Annotated in this window: 16 protein-coding genes, 1 pseudogene and 1 riboswitch; of the genes and pseudogenes, 4 read left to right on the forward strand and 13 right to left on the reverse strand. The window is 33.9% G+C overall.

Annotated elements, in window-relative coordinates:
* Positions 1-123: 123 nt before the first annotated feature.
* The 7 genes from K1I44_RS13605 to K1I44_RS13635 form a co-directional block, all read right to left on the reverse strand.
* On the reverse strand, positions 124-750 hold the full coding sequence (locus K1I44_RS13605; RefSeq protein WP_255573438.1) for an ABC transporter ATP-binding protein: 627 nt from the start codon (positions 748-750) through the stop codon (positions 124-126).
* A 203-nt stretch (positions 751-953) separates the two neighbouring features.
* The gene (locus K1I44_RS15540) at positions 954-1,379 is read right to left on the reverse strand and encodes a MauE/DoxX family redox-associated membrane protein (protein ID WP_219986467.1); all 426 of its coding nucleotides are present in this window, start codon (positions 1,377-1,379) and stop codon (positions 954-956) included.
* A 405-nt stretch (positions 1,380-1,784) separates the two neighbouring features.
* A complete protein-coding gene (locus K1I44_RS13615) occupies positions 1,785-3,005 on the reverse strand; it encodes a M16 family metallopeptidase (RefSeq protein ID WP_219986468.1) in 1,221 nt (406 codons plus the stop codon).
* A gap of 47 nt (positions 3,006-3,052) precedes the next feature.
* Complete coding sequence (locus K1I44_RS13620; RefSeq protein WP_219986469.1) at positions 3,053-4,540, reverse strand: hypothetical protein; 1,488 nt, start codon at positions 4,538-4,540, stop codon at positions 3,053-3,055.
* A gap of 19 nt (positions 4,541-4,559) precedes the next feature.
* Positions 4,560-5,282, reverse strand: coding sequence for an ABC transporter ATP-binding protein (locus K1I44_RS13625; RefSeq protein ID WP_219986470.1), 723 nt, complete (start codon positions 5,280-5,282; stop codon positions 4,560-4,562).
* A gap of 179 nt (positions 5,283-5,461) precedes the next feature.
* Entirely contained in the window at positions 5,462-6,583 is a 1,122-nt protein-coding gene (locus K1I44_RS13630) for a HesA/MoeB/ThiF family protein (protein ID WP_219986471.1), read from the reverse strand.
* On the reverse strand, positions 6,580-7,470 hold the full coding sequence (locus K1I44_RS13635; RefSeq protein WP_219986472.1) for a GNAT family N-acetyltransferase: 891 nt from the start codon (positions 7,468-7,470) through the stop codon (positions 6,580-6,582). Before K1I44_RS13635 ends, K1I44_RS13630 begins: the two co-directional genes overlap by 4 nt.
* A gap of 1,089 nt (positions 7,471-8,559) precedes the next feature.
* Here K1I44_RS13635 and K1I44_RS15620 point away from each other — a divergent pair.
* Entirely contained in the window at positions 8,560-8,853 is a 294-nt protein-coding gene (locus K1I44_RS15620; RefSeq protein ID WP_255573439.1) for a hypothetical protein, read from the forward strand.
* Positions 8,854-8,855: 2 nt separating this feature from the next.
* Here K1I44_RS15620 and K1I44_RS13645 read toward each other — a convergent pair whose 3' ends face one another.
* Entirely contained in the window at positions 8,856-9,275 is a 420-nt protein-coding gene (locus tag K1I44_RS13645; RefSeq protein WP_255573440.1) for an IS66 family transposase, read from the reverse strand.
* A 576-nt stretch (positions 9,276-9,851) separates the two neighbouring features.
* Positions 9,852-10,041, forward strand: a riboswitch (cobalamin riboswitch).
* A 141-nt stretch (positions 10,042-10,182) separates the two neighbouring features.
* Here K1I44_RS13645 and metE point away from each other — a divergent pair.
* Both metE and K1I44_RS13655 read left to right on the forward strand, forming a co-directional pair.
* The gene (metE, locus tag K1I44_RS13650) at positions 10,183-12,456 is read left to right on the forward strand and encodes a 5-methyltetrahydropteroyltriglutamate--homocysteine S-methyltransferase (RefSeq protein ID WP_219986475.1); all 2,274 of its coding nucleotides are present in this window, start codon (positions 10,183-10,185) and stop codon (positions 12,454-12,456) included.
* Positions 12,447-12,887, forward strand: coding sequence for an acyl-CoA thioesterase (locus K1I44_RS13655; RefSeq protein WP_219986476.1), 441 nt, complete (start codon positions 12,447-12,449; stop codon positions 12,885-12,887). Before metE ends, K1I44_RS13655 begins: the two co-directional genes overlap by 10 nt.
* 141 nt (positions 12,888-13,028) lie before the next feature.
* On the opposite strand, the gene K1I44_RS13660 is transcribed toward K1I44_RS13655, so the two are convergent.
* From K1I44_RS13660 to K1I44_RS13680, 5 genes are read right to left on the reverse strand one after another with little or no spacing between them, the layout of a single operon-like run.
* On the reverse strand, positions 13,029-14,222 hold the full coding sequence (locus K1I44_RS13660) for an MFS transporter (RefSeq protein ID WP_219986477.1): 1,194 nt from the start codon (positions 14,220-14,222) through the stop codon (positions 13,029-13,031).
* Positions 14,223-14,240: 18 nt separating this feature from the next.
* Positions 14,241-16,466 (reverse strand): asparagine synthase (glutamine-hydrolyzing), encoded by a 2,226-nt coding sequence (gene asnB, locus K1I44_RS13665; protein WP_219986478.1) that lies wholly within the window; start codon positions 16,464-16,466, stop codon positions 14,241-14,243.
* Positions 16,467-16,472: 6 nt separating this feature from the next.
* Entirely contained in the window at positions 16,473-16,967 is a 495-nt protein-coding gene (locus K1I44_RS13670) for a hypothetical protein (RefSeq protein ID WP_021095732.1), read from the reverse strand.
* A gap of 15 nt (positions 16,968-16,982) precedes the next feature.
* Positions 16,983-17,243 (reverse strand): PqqD family protein, encoded by a 261-nt coding sequence (locus tag K1I44_RS13675; protein ID WP_021095733.1) that lies wholly within the window; start codon positions 17,241-17,243, stop codon positions 16,983-16,985.
* 12 nt (positions 17,244-17,255) lie between these two features.
* Positions 17,256-17,960: a class I SAM-dependent methyltransferase gene (locus tag K1I44_RS13680; protein WP_021095734.1), complete on the reverse strand. Its 705-nt coding sequence runs from the start codon at positions 17,958-17,960 to the stop codon at positions 17,256-17,258.
* A gap of 233 nt (positions 17,961-18,193) precedes the next feature.
* On the opposite strand from K1I44_RS13680, the pseudogene K1I44_RS13685 reads away from it, so the two are divergent.
* Positions 18,194-18,357 (forward strand): annotated as a pseudogene (locus tag K1I44_RS13685) (IS66 family transposase); the annotation flags it as partial.

The following is an 18,357-nucleotide window of genomic DNA, read 5'->3' on the forward strand; positions in this document are numbered from 1 at the left end:
CTCAACTGTAAATACAGCTTGTTGTACCGTCAACATGTGATTCACCTCCTTGTCTATCAATATTCACATCATAGACAGGAAAAGCAAAAAATATTCAGCTCACTTTATGATGTGGCTGAATAGTTACTCTATACCTAAATCATGCTCATCCCCAATAATTTTACCATCCTTCATCCTTATGATTCTATCCGCATATGAAGTTAACTCTTGAGAATGCGTTACAACTAACACAATTTTACCTTGTTGTGAAATACCCTTCAATATTTCCATAATATTCATAGAGTTTTCTGAATCTAAAGCCCCTGTTGGTTCGTCTGCTAATATAATGTCCGGATCGTTTGCTAACGCTCTCGCTATGGCCACACGTTGCTTCTGTCCTCCGCTCAATTGATTAGGTAGATATCCTAATTTATCCCCTAACCCTACCATATTTAGAAGTTCTATCGCCCTTCTTTTTCTTTTCTCTTTGGATTTTCCTAATAAAATCATGCTCATCTCTACATTCTCTAGGACACTTAGATGGGGAATAAGATTGAAATTTTGAAACACAAACCCAATCCTTTCCCTTCGTAAACGTGCCCACTTCTTTTCATTAAATTCTCTAACATTTATAGAGTTAAAAATGTATTCTCCATCGTCAGCGTAGTCTAGCCCACCGATAATATTCAGCAAAGTGGATTTCCCACATCCTGACTCTCCCAATAAATAAACAAGTTGTCCTTTTTGAAGACGTAAGGAAACCCCTTTCAATACTTCAACTCTTTCACTGTCTAATTTGTAGTACTTTTTTATGTTCCGAAGAGTTATCAATTATTTTCATCCCTTTCAACTTAAAGATTTCTTTTTAGACAGCTTATAAAGAAATAATCCAAAAAATACAAAAACTAAAAAATATGTTATTCCTTCGAAGAAAAAAAGCACAACTATGGTTCTAGGCTGAAAGATAATGCTCACTAGCACCACGAACTCATATCATATATTCCGATGCAAAGAAAAAGGATAAAGAAACATATGTTTAAATAGATATGTTTTAGATCAATTTTTGAAGGAGCTTGAATTCCGAAGCAACCACATCCATACGGAAGTTTTTTTCCATACTTTTCAATCATAATTGCAATAAAAATAATCTGTAAAAATCCGCCTATAGCACTTACCAATAGCAGATTTTTAAATAAGATTAAGCTTAAAGATATATAGATCTCCAGAACAGGAATTATTAAAGCAACAACCTTTTCTACATGTTCATTATTGAGCAACTCATAACTTTGTACAATGTTTTTGAATGCATAAATACTTCTTAATTTCATTAGACCACTTTGTAAATAAATTACACCTAACATTAAACAAATAACAATGAACAATGGCTCAATTAAAATCATGTGTTCTCAGTTCCTCCATAATCAACCTAATATATGTTGAATGGGAAGCAACTTTATCTATTGTTTGGGAACATATTTTTGCAATTACATTGCCTTGGTGAAATATTAATAAGACCGGAGAATTACAATCAATAGTAACAAGTTGTTTTGCAACATCCATCTTCAAAAAATAAATTGGAACATCTATTCTGCTTTTCACCTTTCTGAATACGTTAATACAATTAATACAAGAAGTTTCGTCGAATATGGCAACAACGGCGCAGTGTAAACGAGAAATCCTATCAAAATTTGTTATCTCTGTTTGTTTAATAAAACTTTCTGACATTTTGTAATTTATTACTCCATAGCAAAAACTTAACAACGTTAACAATAGTATTAATGAAGGAATCATCCCTTATTTCACCCTTATATAAATATGTTCTTATCCGAAATTTCATCATTATGGAACAACAAATATCCCTTCTCTCTATTCATCATATCTCTAACGAAGGAAATGTAATCCTTTATATCAACTTCGCTTAATCGTACTAAATAATTATCAATAAAAACATCTTCCCTCAACAATAAAGAATTTTTAGCTTGGAATTTCATTCTCTCTGATGTGGTTTCATACAAGATAACACTTTGATTTATTGCCATATTTTTTATTCGTTCGAAGTCTTCTGAACTAATCTGAGCTGCCGATTCTAGTGTGGATTTAATTGTATTTATTACTTCTAATAGATTATCAGAAGAAAAAAGTGAAGTAATTCCCCAAACCCCCACGATAGTATAAGGCAAGTAATAGGAAAATGTTTGGTAAGATAGTCCTCTTTTTCTTAATTCCTTTATCAAAAGTGCATTTTGTCCAGAATTCGTAAGATAAAAAGTGAAAATCTCGGGTAAGATGTGTTGATAAATATCACTTGTTTTAAAGCAAGAAAGTATATTCAAAATCGATATATCATGTAAGGACTTCTCAACAATAAGTGAGGGACAATACTCAACCTTTGATATCTTGTAACTTTTATTTTCCTTGTGAATGTTTTCAATGTAATCCAAGGCTTCACATAGCTGTTTCTCATCAATACCCCCATTTATGGAAACCACAAGTGGAGACCTTAATATTTTATTGTACCAAGTGTCACATAGTTGCTCTAAATCGAAGTTTAAAATGTTGTTTTCCAATCCTAAGATAGGAAGTGATAGTGAGCTCTGTTCTTTAAAAATACATCTTGAAATATTATCTAAAACATACTCTAAGAAATCTGATTGATACATCTTTATTTCTTCAATAACAACTGCTCTTTCTGATTCTACTATCTCACTAGTTATTCTGGGAGAAAAGATTTGGTCAGCTACCTTTCTTAGACAATTCAAAAAATCACTTTTATTTACGGTTACGTTAAAACTAATATACTCCTTGCTTGTTATACACTCTACTTTTCCACCTCTATTTTCAATGAATGTTTCAAATTCTTGCTTGCTTATTACATGTTCTAAAAAGTGTGAAATACCGTTATGAGTCTTTGTTTCATAAGCAGAACCAAATTGAAACCAAAAGCCGAAAGAAACAACCTCCACGTTTTTTTGACATTCACAAATAAACCGAATTCCATTTTTCAAATTCATTTTTGTCTTCAACATTATCACCGCCAAGAGTTAGATGAATAAACGGTTTGAATATTAGAATTTCACACATCATTCCCAACTTTTCTATATCTCATTACTTTACTTTCAAACCTATTCATACTCAAATTGTATATTATAACCGATAAAAAATTACACGCTATGGCTGTAATAAAGTCTGTGATCCCTAAACTCGGAGATATAAACATATACTTGTAAAAAATGAACAATAGTAAAAACCCAACTAGTAACGATAAATAAGTAATGTTTGTTTGCGGAATTTGCTCAGCAATTACAGTTGATTCGGAAGGTTTGGAATAAACTTCAATATTGACGTCAAACAATGATATACTTAAAGTAGTAATTACTAAGCTAAGCAAGCTAAAAAAAGTGATCGTAACAATTGACACAAACGATTTTATAGATAAATTTAGGAACAACACATACACCGTAATTATCAATAAACTAGGCGCTAGCAGTATACAAAAACCTAGAGTTGCTTTTAAAAAAAATAACTTCCTTCCATTTACCCCTGCAAGTATATACCATTTAAAAACTCCTTTATCTAAGTAAAATGAAGAAATCACAATTTCCCCAAAAAACAAGAAGGGGGTTATTATTGACATTTGAAATACAAACCATTCCTCATGGCTTTGTGATAATGGAAGATAATCAATTAAGAAAGGGAGTCCTTTTTTTTCAATCATGAATAAAATGGAAACATGAGCAATGATCCAAGCATAAAATCTAATTTTCGTAATCGGGTTAACAAATAATAAAATCGCATCTTTGAATATGATTGGACTTTTAATCATCTTAACAAAAGAAACGCGTTCTTTTCCCTTGTTATATGTTCTGTTAATCTTGTTAAAACTATCCACGCTAATCATATAGAAACGATCCACTACATTTGGTTTTACACAAATGAAAAACAAGGCAAACAAAGCAAAGACGAAATAAATGACCAACGGCACAGTCATAGCACTAATTTTTGTAAGTGCTACACCTAAAAGGGAGAATAGTAGAACTATTTGTATCACAAATACAAATAAAATTAGCCATTTCACAGACTTAATAAACTTAGTAGAAAATAAAACAAATAAAATAGCTAACAAAAACGACAAAAAGGAACTGACAAAGAAAGCAACAAAATAGAATAGAGTTAATGCTAAATGGGCAGTTGAAAAATACAAAGAAATACCCACAGCTATGATTGTGTTCTTGACAGCATTAATGAAAGATATTGCTAAAATAATTGATGATTTATGAATACCTGCAAGAAATGGAAACGTCATGTCATTTAAAGAAAACAATTTTTGATAAATATTCAATACCGTTTGCAACCAACTAATAACAATAGCTTGCAATAGAATAAACAATACGATTTCCGCTGGTGTGAAAAGTTGAGATGGGTTTACGATAAATCCTAGAAGAATAGCCCCAATCATTGTTGCTATTGCTTTTAAAAAAAGTGACCATTTATTACTTATTCTCCATAAATTCATTTGTTCTCTAAAGTACGTTTTAACGATAACAGCTACTGGAGTCTCCATTGAGTTTTTACCCCTCCATTCAAGATATCGCTTTCAAAAATACACCTTCTAAATTTTTTTCCTTGTACTTTTCTTTTAATTCCACCAGTTCACCTTGTTCAATAATCTCTCCCTTTTCGATAATAATAATTCGATGGGCTAACTCTTCAACCACATCTAAAATATGCGTTGTCAGTAAACATGAAATCCCTTGTTGCTCATTTAACACTTTGATAAGATCTTTTATTTCTCTAGCAGATCTAGGATCCAAACCGTTTGTAACCTCATCTAAAATAAGAAGTTTAGGGGAATGAATAAGACCACATGCAATGGAAACTTTCTTTTTCATTCCTAAAGAAAAATTTTTAATCAGTTCATCTTCAAAATCTTTCAAATTCATAATAGACAGAAGTTCATGAATCCTATTCGATAAAACACTTGTTTTCATGTTATACAATCTCCCTATAAAACCTAACATTTCTTTTGGGGTTAATCCTTCGTAAAGAATAGGAGTGTCAGGAATATATCCAATTTTACTCATAATATCCTTATGATGATCAGTTATATTCATACCAAATATTTCTATATACCCTTCAGTTGGCAAAAGTTGTCCTGTCAGCATCTTAATTGTTGTCGTTTTTCCTGCTCCATTTTGACCGAGAAAACCTAAAATCTCCCCTTTTTTTACAAAAAAATTAATATGTTTAACAGCATAAACACTTCCAAACTTTTTACAAACACCTTGAACATTTACATCGTACACATTGATTCACCCACCTTTTACTTATATTTCATTTCATCTCAATCAACAAAAAGAGAGAGGAGATCCCTCTCTCCAGTCTCCTCATAGCAAACATAACAGCACTTCTTCACTAACAAACAAGGCCCAATAGTCTTGTACCCAAACAAATTAATCCACCATTTTTCTCTTCTTTAACAACTTTAACTTTCATTTTTTTCACCTCCTTTCAGGTGAACACATCTGTCACAAGGTTCATGAATATATTTCAAGAGGTTTGTCTTTCGAAAAGATAAATGAATAAAATCAAGCTCTATATGCTGATTCATGATAACAGGAGAGGAAAAATTGGTAAGAAACTTTACAGCCTCCAATACTTGCAAATTGGCTATAATACTCGCAATTCCCACTACTGAGCCATAATCCATGTCTCTCTTTTCAGATAAGAAAGGTCTTAAATCTCCATCGTGATTTTGAATTGCTTTCCTAATACAGTGAAAACACATCGTTTTGTTAGGAATAATTAAATAACCGAGACTTGTTTGATGCGCATTGTATCCTCCACCTGTGATAAAAGGAATATTCATTTTTTGACAAATATCATTTACAATAATGCTTGTATGATCCATATTAGGATCATCCATACAGTTAATGACAAGATCTGCTCCCTCTATAATCTCTTCTAAATCCAATGTCTGTGATATCCTTCTGTCAAAAGTGATTATAGATACAGAAGAATTTATACTGCTTAATTTTTCTTTGGCAACAATCGACTTTGATTTTCCTACATCGTTTTCACAATATAAAGCTTGTCTTGTTAAATTTTTCTCTTCAATATAGTCATGGTCATTTAAAATCAATGTCCCTACTCCCATTGCACATAGACTATATGCTATATGACTTCCAGTTCCACCTAGACCTAAAACACATACCTTTTTGCTGCCTAACAAACTTTGCATTTCTTTAGCATTGTTAAAATGAAGAAAATTTCTAAAGAAATGAATCTGATTCGAATATCTTTTTAAGTCAGAGGGTATCGCTATGTCTTCAAATTCTATGATATTCTTCTGATATAAGTAGTTTAGGTAATTATCAATATCTTCCGAAAAGTCTCTTGTAAACCTGCTTCTGACTGAATCTTTAATGTCTTTTATAGTATTTTCACCATTGATTTTCCTTAAGAAGAAGCTTGAAATTTCATCAGTTTCAACAATCATATAGTCTCTAGTTATAACATTATTGAATACTAACTGATTGTTTTTCAGATACAATAATTCAATAGTTCCTTTAAATCTAGGCTTCAGACTCGAATGAAATTTATTCATTGACATTCACCCAGCGTAGTAAAAATGTTAAAAAACAAAACAGGAGAAGTTTTCTCAACATCATTTCTATCTATTGTTACGTTGTTTGGGTGCTGAACTACAACAATTTCTTGTTTTAGAGAACAGTAGCTACAGAATTTCTCCACTATTTCGGGAGCTATATTCCAATATTTATCTTCTAAAGCAAGCTTTATGTAAATTGTGCCGACAAGAATTTCATACGTAATGTTTCCTATTAACTGATTAGAGGAGAAGATTCCAAAAACAAATGGTCCCCAGATAAACCTAATAACATCGTGAATAGTTGATTTTTCGAGAGGAATATTTTCAAAGTCTTTTTGTAGGGTTTTATAAATAATATTGAAATATAACTCTTTTTGGTTCATATTGATTTTTTTAAATTCCAAAGAGACAGAAGAAGAGAATGTGCTTCTATTAAACTGGAACGCATTTGTATAAAAGAAATTTGCATCTGCATACTTTTGGAGCATCTTTTGTGAAGGAATATTTTTGTTAAACGCTGCACCAAGAATAAAATCGAATCCTTGCTTATACAACTCTTTTCTATAGAGCTCGATGACTTTCCTACTTAATCCTTTCCCTCTTGATTCAGGAGTCAAATATATATCCATACAGATGACTATCCTCTCACCTATCTTCCTGTGGAAACAGTAGGCAATCGGTTGTTCTTCATCTACGATTTTCACAGTACTCAGAGAATATCGATAAAAAAGTGTACCTACTATATTTTGAAAAACAATCTTTTTCAAAGGGTTACACATATAATGCAAGTACGTAGGATCTCCCATTTCAAAATATGTTCTCGATATTTCTTTGAATATTTTATTAGCCTTACCTAAAGATAATTTGCTATTAACTACTTCCATATTAATCAATCCTCTCAATAAAAACTGTTAGAATTTTTTGTATTTTATATAAATACAGAGTCAAAACAAAAAATACATTTTTTACTTTTCATGATCTATGTTCAAAATTTGTACTTGATTTCCTTCTAGACACACTCTATTTACGCTTGTGAGAAAAAATAGTAAATAAATGTTTTTTTGGCTCTTCACCAAAAGTTGTACTTGATTTTTTTCTGAACATACCCTATTTACGATTGTGAGGAAAAATCAGTAAATCAATGGTTTTTGCACATCTTTGTACAAGAAACCGTATTGCTTGTCAAGTACATTTTGTGGTGATGAACCAATGTTTTTTTACTTCTTTGTACAGGAAACCGTATCGCTTATCAAGTACATGTTGTTGTAGTGACGAATCCTTTTATTCTTTCAATGCACATATTTTCGTCTATTCTGTTCCACATAAATGATTATTTTATTATATTGATCAGAACATAAACCTCTCTTTTGTTAAAACAGAAAACATACCACCTATCAAGTACATATTTTAGAAATAAGACTTCCTTATTTTAAAAATTATTCGATATATATGAAATAATTTAATTTTTATACATGTAAAACTATAACAAAAAAAAAAAAAAAAAATCAATACTTTTTAACATAAAATTATCAATAAAATATCAATATTAACTTAAAAGAAAAATATAACCATTAACTACGGCGGTAACTATTCAGCCTATTACTAGTTACTTTGCTAGAAGACAACACGAAAAGAGCATTTTCTCTTTCAGAAAACATCCTGACTAGGTGGAAACAAATAGGCAGTGAAAATGGCCTTGAAGCAACTACTAAAGAATATCTCATACTCGTTTCTTCGGTTTTTTGATCGTGGAGATGATGCTACGCACAAGACCAAAGACGTGTACATCTTCTTCTCTACGAAAGGTGCCGGAAATACACTGCTTAATCTTGGCCATCTACAATCCCGTTCTACCTAGTTATTGCCACAGGGAACATGAGAATCACGAAAGAAACGGAGACTTCGGCTTGATATTTCTGTAGCCGATCAAGCAACTTTCAGGCTGCTTTGCTACCCGTTCGGGAGCCTCCTTTTTGGAGAAGCAAGATCCAGTAGGCCAGCGCCATGACGAAGGAAACGCTCATATCTTCGATACTGCCGAACCCGTTCGCCGCTCAATCATCCGCCAGTCTGGTCCACCTCCTGCTTCATCTCGAGAAGAAGATCCATCAGGTCTTTCGCCCATCCATGTTCATGGAGCTCCCATATCACTTGAAGTTCAAAGAGAAGATGGGAGTTGCACAACGCATGTTGAGCTTGGAGATACCGAAAATACGGCTTCCATACGTCATGCATCATCGTTCACTCGTAAAAGGGAAGAAACCTAATGTTATTCATCACTTCCTTGCCCCGTTTTGGATGGTAGGCATACCACTCGCTTGATCGTTACTTGTGACATGAAGCAGTTTCGTTTTCCCTGCAACTGAAAGCCTATTTCATCTACGTGAAGAACGCGAGAAACCAACAACACCTTATGAAAAAGGGGACGAATGTCGGCCAGACATTCGCCGGCTTCCCGGTTGATCTTTACCAGCGTCCCTTCGCTGATCCAATGACTAACAACATCTTTAATGAGCTCTGCCGTCTGGTGATAAGGAAGCAATTGATATTTTGTGAGATAAACAAGCAGTGCTTTGACTCTTAGTTCATATTGTACTGGGTTCGTGACGCGGACAGGAAACTCCGCTTGGTGAAGACGATGACAATGGTGATAAAACTTGACTTCACATTCTTGCTGGGTGACTTCCATCGGCAAAGTTGGAAAGTCCCATACTTGTCGGGTAAGGCATTGATGGACCGGCACCTGTTCTAGCGATGCCCCGCACGCATCCTTGGCATTGGGTTACTCGGTGTACAACGATATGGTGCGGGTTAGCCACCTTTTGGAGCATATACCTCCGATGTCCGATCTGTCCACCTGGGCGCTTGCCTGTTTTCTTCCGCAAGGAGGTTCGAAGGACGAAACGGATCGGAAGAAGGCGACAAATAGCTGTTAGTACTGTTTTTTTCGTGCGTCCAACTACTCGCCCCCGTTATTGTAATTGTTCGATTTGATTCATTAATGTTTTGACTAATTACACAACAGCTTTAGGTCCTTGATGATACACGGCTAGAATTTATTCTTCTTTCATCGTCTTCACCTCTCCTGTCGATTAGTGATACCTTTAGACAGGAAATAGAAAGTTTTAAACGTATCTTTCTAACTTTCTCTAGTTGGAGGCTGAATAGTTACCTACGGCGTTACATCTCTCAAAACTCCACACGAGAAAATATTTCAGTTGAAAAAAACAAAAAGTTCGTTTATTCTGAATTTTATACAACAAAATAATAAGTTCACGCAACAGGTGGTTCACACATGCTGTGAATCTTAAAAGGGAAGTTTGGTGAAAATCCAACACGGTCGCGCCACTGTGATGCAGAGCTGTTTATCATCATCCACTGTTTCACGCGAAATGGGAAGGAGATAAACGGCGATGAAGCTAAGTCAGGAGACCTGCCTGTTGTATGCACTTACGACCTACGCGTCATAGGGAGGAGTGAGGACATATGATGTTGAGGCACTTCACGTATCTCAATACGAGTTAGCTATGCCCTCCTTCTGTTTGGAAGGGGGTTTTTCTGCTTGATTGGGATAAAATAACTGGAGGTGCTTGTATATGTTAATCTACAGTTCGAATGTAGGATATCCACGTATTGGAGAAAAGAGGGAATGGAAAAAAGCATTAGAATCTTTTTGGAATGGGCAAATGAACGAAGAGCAGTTCACAAAAACGATGGAAACGATTCGACTTGATTCGATTCGCAAACAAGTCGAGAAAGGAATTGATCTCATTCCGATCGGAGATTTTTCCTTATACGATCACGTGTTAGATACAGCATTTATGTTCGGATATATTCCAGAGCGATTCAAACAAATAGTTAATCCGCTAGAGCAATACTTTGCGATGGCGCGTGGCACGAACGGACAACATGCCCTTGAAATGACGAAATGGTTTAATACAAATTATCACTACATCGTTCCTGAAATCGGGCAAACTAAGCCGAAATTGGTGGAAAATCGGCTATTGAAAGAATACAAACTAATAAAAGAAACGTTCCATATTGAAGCAAAGCCTGTGTTACTTGGACCGATTACATTTCTTTTACTTTCGAAACAATACGATCGCAACGAATGGCGAAAGCATCTTGCACACTTAGTTCCTGTTTATGTGGAATTGTTAAAACAACTAGGTGAGGCTGGAGTGTCGTTCGTACAAATGGATGAACCGATTCTCGTTCAAGATATAGACGATGATATCATCAACGCATTTCATCATGTATACAACGTTTTTCACCGCGATATACCGAACATAAATATTATTTTACAAACGTATTTTGCTAGCGTATCTCATTACCGTGAAGTTGTTGCTTTGCCTGTCGCAGGCATTGGGCTTGATTTTGTTCATGATGATGGCGAAAACATGGAAGACATAAATACTTACGGATTTCCGAAAGATAAAATATTAGTTGCTGGTATTGTCGACGGCCGAAATGTATGGAAAAGTTCGCTTGTGCAAAAAGCGAAGCTCCTTCATCATTTAGCAGGCGTTTCTGAACAACTGATCATTCAACCGTCTTGCAGCTTAATACATGTCCCTGTCACAACAAAACATGAACATACGTTACCAACAGAACTTGCTAGTACTTTATCATTTGCGGATGAAAAATTAGATGAAATACGTATGTTGACAGAGCATATGAAAGGAAACGTAACGATCGACGAGCTAATCAAATACGATGAACAAACAACCGTTTATTTTTCCAAGTTCCGTCAATCTAAACAAACAGACGATATCACAACCGTTCCATTAAACCGAACATCTTACAGCGAAAGACAAAAAGCACAACGAGCCCATTTGCAGCTTCCACTTTTGCCGACAACGACAATTGGCAGTTTTCCACAAACGAGCGACGTGCGCCAAGCTCGGATGAAATGGAAAAAGGGGGAGTGGAAAGACGAAAGGTACAAATCGTTTATCAAGAAAGAAATTGAAAAATGGATCGATATTCAGGAACAACTACAGCTCGATGTACTTGTCCATGGCGAATTCGAGCGCACAGACATGGTCGAGTTTTTTGGCGAAAAACTACAAGGGATGGCATGCACAACAAACGGTTGGGTGCAATCATATGGATCACGTTGTGTGCGCCCACCTATTATTTTTAGCGATATTGCCTATCAACAACCGATGACCATAGAAGAAACAGTATATGCCCAATCATTAACGACTAAACCTGTGAAAGGAATGTTAACAGGACCAGTAACTATTTTAAACTGGTCGTTCGTTCGCAACGATATTTCACGGAAACGTGTGCTCATTCAGCTCGCTCTTGCGATGCGTGAAGAAGTGCTGCAGTTAGAAAAAGAAGGAATACGCATCATTCAAGTCGATGAGCCAGCATTACGGGAAGGATTGCCTTTGAAAACAAAAAAACATGCATCATATTGGGAAGATGCCGTTATCGCATTTCGTATCACGACCTCATCGGTGAAAAAGGAGACGCAAATTCACACCCATATGTGCTATTCACAGTTTGAACATATGATGCATATCATTGATGAGCTTGATGCGGATGTCATCTCCATTGAATCGTCACGAAGCCATGGTGAACTTGTTTCTGTATTTGAAACATATGAGTATGAGAAGGGAATCGGATTAGGGGTGTATGACATTCATAGCCCACGCATTCCGACAAAAGAAGAACTAAGCGAACAAATCGAACGGGCACTTCGCGTTCTTCGTCCAGAACAATTTTGGGTCAATCCCGATTGTGGATTAAAAACTCGAAAAGAAGAAGAAACGATTGCCGCACTTCAAGTGATGGTGGAAGCCGCACACGAATATCGCAAGCGACTCTTAGCTTACGGAGGGAAAAAGTCATGGAAGTAAGCGTCGAGCAATCAAAAACGATTCAAACACGGCTCGTATTACCTTCTGATACAAACCATCTCGGCACGATTTTTGGCGGTACGGTTTTAGCTTATATTGATGAAATTGCGGCAATATCCGCCATGCGCCATGCGCGAAAAGCAGTCGTCACCGTTTCGATTGACAAAGTTGATTTCATTTCGTCCGCAAAAGTAGGTGACATTTTAAAACTCGAAGCATTCGTCTACTCGACCGGACGCACATCCATGAAAGTATTCGTCAAAGTCGAAACAGAAGATTTATTTACAGGCGAACATCACTTAACAACGACATGCTTTTTAACGATGGTCGCCATCGATCAAAACAAAAAACCGACGCCTGTTCCAAAAGTTATCATTCGCGAACGGGAAGAACAAATCGTACAACTGTATCAGCAAAACAATAAGGTATAAATATTTATACCCATGGCGCTAGTTGAGAGCTAACGCCATGGGTTATATTCATTTGTTTATCTATGCCAATGCCGATAATATGAGAATAATAGTGATTATTTTGACGAACAGGCTCTTTAAGTCTATTTTTTATTTTTTATGTTAGCGAAGTTGCTCATCTACAGTAATAGAAGTTTTATCATGGATTTTAGGTACTACCCAATAAATAATAATTGCTGGTAATAGAAAAATGGCAGCTACCAAAAATGTTGTTGTTAGTCCAAATTCTAATGCAATAATTCCAAAGATAACACCAGATAGGATTTCTCCCAGGGCACCAACTCCTGAATTTAAAGAAAATAGAGTATTTTTGTAATTATCTGGGAAAAATTTGTTTAAATAACTGATAACAATTGGATGTCTAACATCTTCAACTGCTAACAATATTGAAGTTGCGATTGCCCCTAACGGTTTGAAACCTATTGTTAATACTCCTACTAATAGTAGGCTGACTGATTCTACAATTGTTAAAGACATATATGGATTTGTTTCTATTTTTTTCTCTAATTTCATTGTTATTCCTAAGAGAATTAAAGCAAATATTCCTGCTAGTGCAAAGATATAGCCTAGTCCGATTTCAGAAAAACCCATCTCATTGAGTAAGGGCTGCCAATATCTTGATACCATATCGTAAGTTAAAGCGGTAAAGAATCCAGATAATACAATTAACAATACTCTTCGTTTATGAAAAACTATTTTTAAACTTTGTTTTAAGATATTTAAAAATGACTCCTTAATATGTTCCTGTTCGTGTTCACTTTTAACAATAGGTACTTTAACAAAAATTGACATCCATATAAACAAGATTGTATAAAGTGCTACTACGATAATAAATGGTAAAAACATATTGTAAGAGTATAGGTAACCACTAATAATACTACCAACAACAATAAATGCAATGAGTATTTGAGTATTTTTCATTACTTCTTTCCCGAATCTCTCTTCTCCTACAACTCTACTCATCCAAGTTTCTAGTGATCCAGAGATGAGCGCATCTGATAAAGCCCATATAATCATAGCTAATATACAGATAATTAATGTATCAATGAAAGGAAAGAAAGCCCATGTTACAACGGAGAGAAAAAAAGAACCCGCAATTGAGAGTTTGATGCCATATCGGTCCGCAAATGTTCCGGATGGTACTTCAAAAATTAACTTTGCTATTTCGAAAATTGTACCTAGCAATCCGATTTGTAGTAAATCATAACCTTGATCCACCAAGTAAAGAATCCATATAGGAGAAAATAATCCCATTGCCAGTCCTCTTAGAACTGCAAAAAACTGAATAGTACGCATACTTATACTCCTTTATACTTATTTAAAATCTTGTAGAACAATAAGTTCAAAATCAATGGCTTCCTTAAGATATTTAGCGATATTAGATAATTTTATATTAGTATCGATTAAGATCTGATTTAATGTTTTATTACCATCAATATTTTGTAATACGTCTATCCATTCGCCAACTTCTTTTCTTGATAAAGAAAACTCAATAATGTTATTGACCACTATGTAATATAAATCATTTTCAACTTTGTTATTATATAGCTTTACTAATTTTACCCCCTCTTTAAAAGACGGAACATGTCCAAGGTTAATTTCTTTATGTTTGTTAAATTTAGATGAAACTTCATTTTCAATATCTGTCCATTCCCCATTAATTGCAGTTAGTATTTTATCTTGTGGACTTTCTAATACAGTTTTTTGATTAATCATATTTGAAAGTAAACCCATGTTTACCAATCTTAATAGAAATTCTGTACCATAGGCTTCTGGATCTTCCTGAATATTTTTAAAGATAACGTTAATCTTATCAAAATCAATAATATTTTCTGTATATTCATTTAAAAAAGCTTCTTGTAATAACTCTGAATTATTAAAATTTAATAAATTTAACATCATCCTATGTGTATACTTTACGTCTTTTCCATAAAAGAAAGGTACTTTTTCACGATTACAGTATTCTTTAGGAAGATATTCCTTTATTGCCTCTCTTAAAATCTTTTTATCCCAAAGTAATTTCGGGTGTAGTTCTTCAGGTATGGAAAATATCCACTCTACAAGCCTATGATCTAAAAATGGAACTCTATTTTCAATATGATTGGCAGCAGCTATCCTATCTTCATGCCAACAATTATACATTTGTAAATCTCTATACTTTGTTAAGGTATAAGATTGCCATGGTGTTAGATTACTATTATCCCCTAGGTTTTTAAGGAATTTAGTAGATATTGGGTTCGTAACAAAGTGTTCTTCCCAAACGTTTATATTAGTTTTTAATGAACTAATTATCCTGTTTCTCTCAAGAATATTTAAAGAAGAAATAAATCCATTCCAATTTTTTTCGTCCTCTGGAGCGAACATTCTGCTATAACCACCATTAAACTCATCGCTTCCTTGACCTGTAAGTATTACTTTTATATTAGGTCTTATATGTTTAGCATATTTGTGTAGGTTATATTTATAAAATTGTTCAGGTCCACAAAATGGAGTCTCAGTTATCCATAGTAGATGCTTATAACATTGAGGTGTCAATAATTCATTATCTTGCCAATCAAAAATAACTTGGTGGTTGGGTAAATTAAATGTTTTAGAAATTAAGTGTGCATATTTAGCATCTTCATTTGTAAATGTACTTTGGCTCAGTACACTAAAAGTATGGAAATTTTCTCTTTTGGATGCTATTCCTGCGATAGCAGCTGAATCAATCCCACCACTAAGAAACAAACCAATCTCCACATCGCTTTGTAAGCATTTTTCTATTGAATCCTTTAACAATTCCTTATAACCACATATCCAATAATCAACATCTTTATTATTATATTTCTCTTTTTGAATTTTAGTTTCTATATCCCAATACTTCTTTTGATACATGGTACGATCACATATATTTATTTCTAAGTATGTACCTGCTGGTAACTGTTCTACTCCTTTAAAATATGAGACAGGAGGGTTTAGATTGGTAGATACATACCCACTAAGCCAAGGATCAGATAAAGCAGTTTCCCAGTCAAACTCTTTAGGACAGTTCGGAGATCTTATAAGAGCTTTAATTTCTGACGCAAAGGTGAAAACATTCCCATTATATGTATAGTACAACGGTTTGATACCAAAGCGATCTCTAGCAAGTATTACTTTATTATATCTACGATCCCATATTGAAATAGCATACATACCTATAAGATCTTCTAAGAAATTAATTCCTTTTTCTTCATAAAGATGTACAATTACTTCACAATCAGAATTTGATTGAAATCTGTGCTTTTTTTCTAATCTTCCTCTTAGCTCTTTATAGTTATATATCTCACCATTTGCTAATACGATGATAGATTTATCTTCATTTTGCAAGGGTTGCTGACCATTTTTTATATCAATTATTGATAATCTTCTAAACCCTAAACCTACATTATTTTTTATATAATATTGTTCATCATCAGGACCACGATATGCAATTTCATCCATCATTATTTTTAGTATCTCTTGCTGATTTTTATTAATTGGAGATTGGTTAAGGTTAATAATACCGGCAATACCACACATTTCTGCTCACTCCACTGAATGATTTGTTAACTTTTTTATGTATGCTATTTCTATATTACCTTCTTTTTTAATAGATAAATTTATTCCGAGCTTCTCAGCATTTTTAATTGCTAATTTAGCTGAATAGTTAGCAAATTCTTCAGCATCCATATCAAAATAGAAAAAAGCTTCTGGTATTTCACTTTCATACCATGTATGTGTCTTAACTTCATAACCATCAGACAAATTATTTACTTCAATATTGTCATATAAAAGATTACGACCTTGTACAAACATCTTTACAAAAGCTTCTGTGTTTCCATAACCGTTTATATAAATCCACTGATCATAATATCCGTGTTCCTCGTACGTTTTATGAATCCAATCAATAAGATCTTCATGGTTCATGCCTTTTTTGGATGCTAATGATATCAACATTACAATGTAGTTAACAATTGTTTTAGATCTAGCCTTTAGCAACTCATTTTCTTCATAAAAAGAAGGAGAATTCGAACTATTCATTCTGAATTTCCCCCTTTACTTTACATATATAATTTTATAATCAATAAGTTGCTGAATTAGTTCCAAAGTATCTTTTAAACAAGTTTCGTAATCTATGTCATATTCTTTAATTAATAGATTGCATATATCTTTAACATTATTTTTTCCATCAATATAATTGTAAATGTCAGAAGCTATTTCATTTAACGTAATATCAGGTTCAATAATTGTACTTTTTAAGTATTTTCTAGATGATTTTGATTGATCTTTTATTAAAATAGTGTTTTCTGTTATCATAGCTTGTTCCTCCTATTTTGTAATTGTTAATATCCAAGTTTCAACTTTTGGCTGACTTTCTTCAAAATCCCAAAAATCTACACTCTCTAGATCATCCATACAATCGACTAAATCTTCTGGATGAAACTCAAATATTTCCAAAGAATAGTTTTCAATTCCTGCAAGTTTTACAAATTCCTCCACTTCGTTTAATGAATAACTTTCTTCTAAAGCTTCTTTCACGAATCGAAAGTATTCAGCTTCTTTAATTTTTTCTTGAAGAATGTCCAAATTTTTTTTATTTGTAGGAAGAGTATCTAAAATAACAATTTTTCCACCAGTTGATAGGACTCGATAACATTCCTTAATTCCTAAAACTGGATCTTCCCAATGGTGCAAACATGAATAAGAAACGATATAATCAGCAAAGTTATCTGGATAAGATAAATTATGTACATCTTCTAAATCCAGACTAACTAAATTGTTTAAACCCATATCGGTTGTTAATTTTTGAGTTAACTCATGCATTGCAGGATTTATGTCCACAGCATGTACCTTGGCTCCTGTTCTCTTAGCTAATTGTGTAGTTAAATATCCAGGACCAGTTCCCATATCAATTATAATTCCGTTTATTTTATTGTAATCTCGTGCGAGTCGAGCCCCTAATAAGGGATATAGATATCCTTGATATTTTTCCACAAATTCCTTATACAAAACACATTCTTCTGCTGTAATCACTATTTAATTCCTCCCCACAATAAAAGTGGGCGTGACAGCTACTAATTTTTATGTGGGATGACGTCATTAAAAATTAATGACCGCCCGCAATTACTGCACGACGAAGTTCAAATGCACGTGGTTTTTTATACTCTTTTTTCATGTAACTATTCAGCCACATCATAAAGTGAGCTGAATATTTTTTGCTTTTCCTGTCTATGATGTGAATATTGATAGACAAGGAGGTGAATCACATGTTGACGGTACAACAAGCTGTATTTACAGTTGAGGGCTTAATCGGCAAAGTCCAACAACAAAAACAGCTCATTCATCAACTCATTCAAGAAAATGAACATTTGCGCCAAGAAAACAAACAGCTACGCAAAGAAAATGAACAACTCAAGCATCGCGTTCAAGA

Source organism: Anoxybacillus sp. ST4, assembly GCF_019448545.1.
Taxonomy (GTDB): Bacteria; Bacillota; Bacilli; order Bacillales; family Anoxybacillaceae; genus Anoxybacillus; species Anoxybacillus pushchinoensis.

What these genes read in the sequence shown, in the direction of transcription:
- K1I44_RS15540 (WP_219986467.1), bottom strand. Translation starts at nt 1,379, where the DNA reads ATGATTTTAATTGAGCCATTGTTCATTGTTATTTGTTTAATGTTAGGT.
- K1I44_RS13615 (WP_219986468.1), bottom strand. Translation starts at nt 3,005, where the DNA reads ATGTTGAAGACAAAAATGAATTTGAAAAATGGAATTCGGTTTATTTGT.
- K1I44_RS13620 (WP_219986469.1), bottom strand. Translation starts at nt 4,540, where the DNA reads ATGGAGACTCCAGTAGCTGTTATCGTTAAAACGTACTTTAGAGAACAA.
- K1I44_RS13630 (WP_219986471.1), bottom strand. Translation starts at nt 6,583, where the DNA reads ATGAATAAATTTCATTCGAGTCTGAAGCCTAGATTTAAAGGAACTATT.
- K1I44_RS13635 (WP_219986472.1), bottom strand. Translation starts at nt 7,470, where the DNA reads ATGGAAGTAGTTAATAGCAAATTATCTTTAGGTAAGGCTAATAAAATA.
- K1I44_RS13645 (WP_255573440.1), bottom strand. Translation starts at nt 9,275, where the DNA reads ATGGAAGTCACCCAGCAAGAATGTGAAGTCAAGTTTTATCACCATTGT.
- metE (WP_219986475.1), top strand. Translation starts at nt 10,183, where the DNA reads ATGTTAATCTACAGTTCGAATGTAGGATATCCACGTATTGGAGAAAAG.
- K1I44_RS13655 (WP_219986476.1), top strand. Translation starts at nt 12,447, where the DNA reads ATGGAAGTAAGCGTCGAGCAATCAAAAACGATTCAAACACGGCTCGTA.
- K1I44_RS13660 (WP_219986477.1), bottom strand. Translation starts at nt 14,222, where the DNA reads ATGCGTACTATTCAGTTTTTTGCAGTTCTAAGAGGACTGGCAATGGGA.
- asnB (WP_219986478.1), bottom strand. Translation starts at nt 16,466, where the DNA reads ATGTGTGGTATTGCCGGTATTATTAACCTTAACCAATCTCCAATTAAT.
- K1I44_RS13670 (WP_021095732.1), bottom strand. Translation starts at nt 16,967, where the DNA reads ATGAATAGTTCGAATTCTCCTTCTTTTTATGAAGAAAATGAGTTGCTA.
- K1I44_RS13675 (WP_021095733.1), bottom strand. Translation starts at nt 17,243, where the DNA reads ATGATAACAGAAAACACTATTTTAATAAAAGATCAATCAAAATCATCT.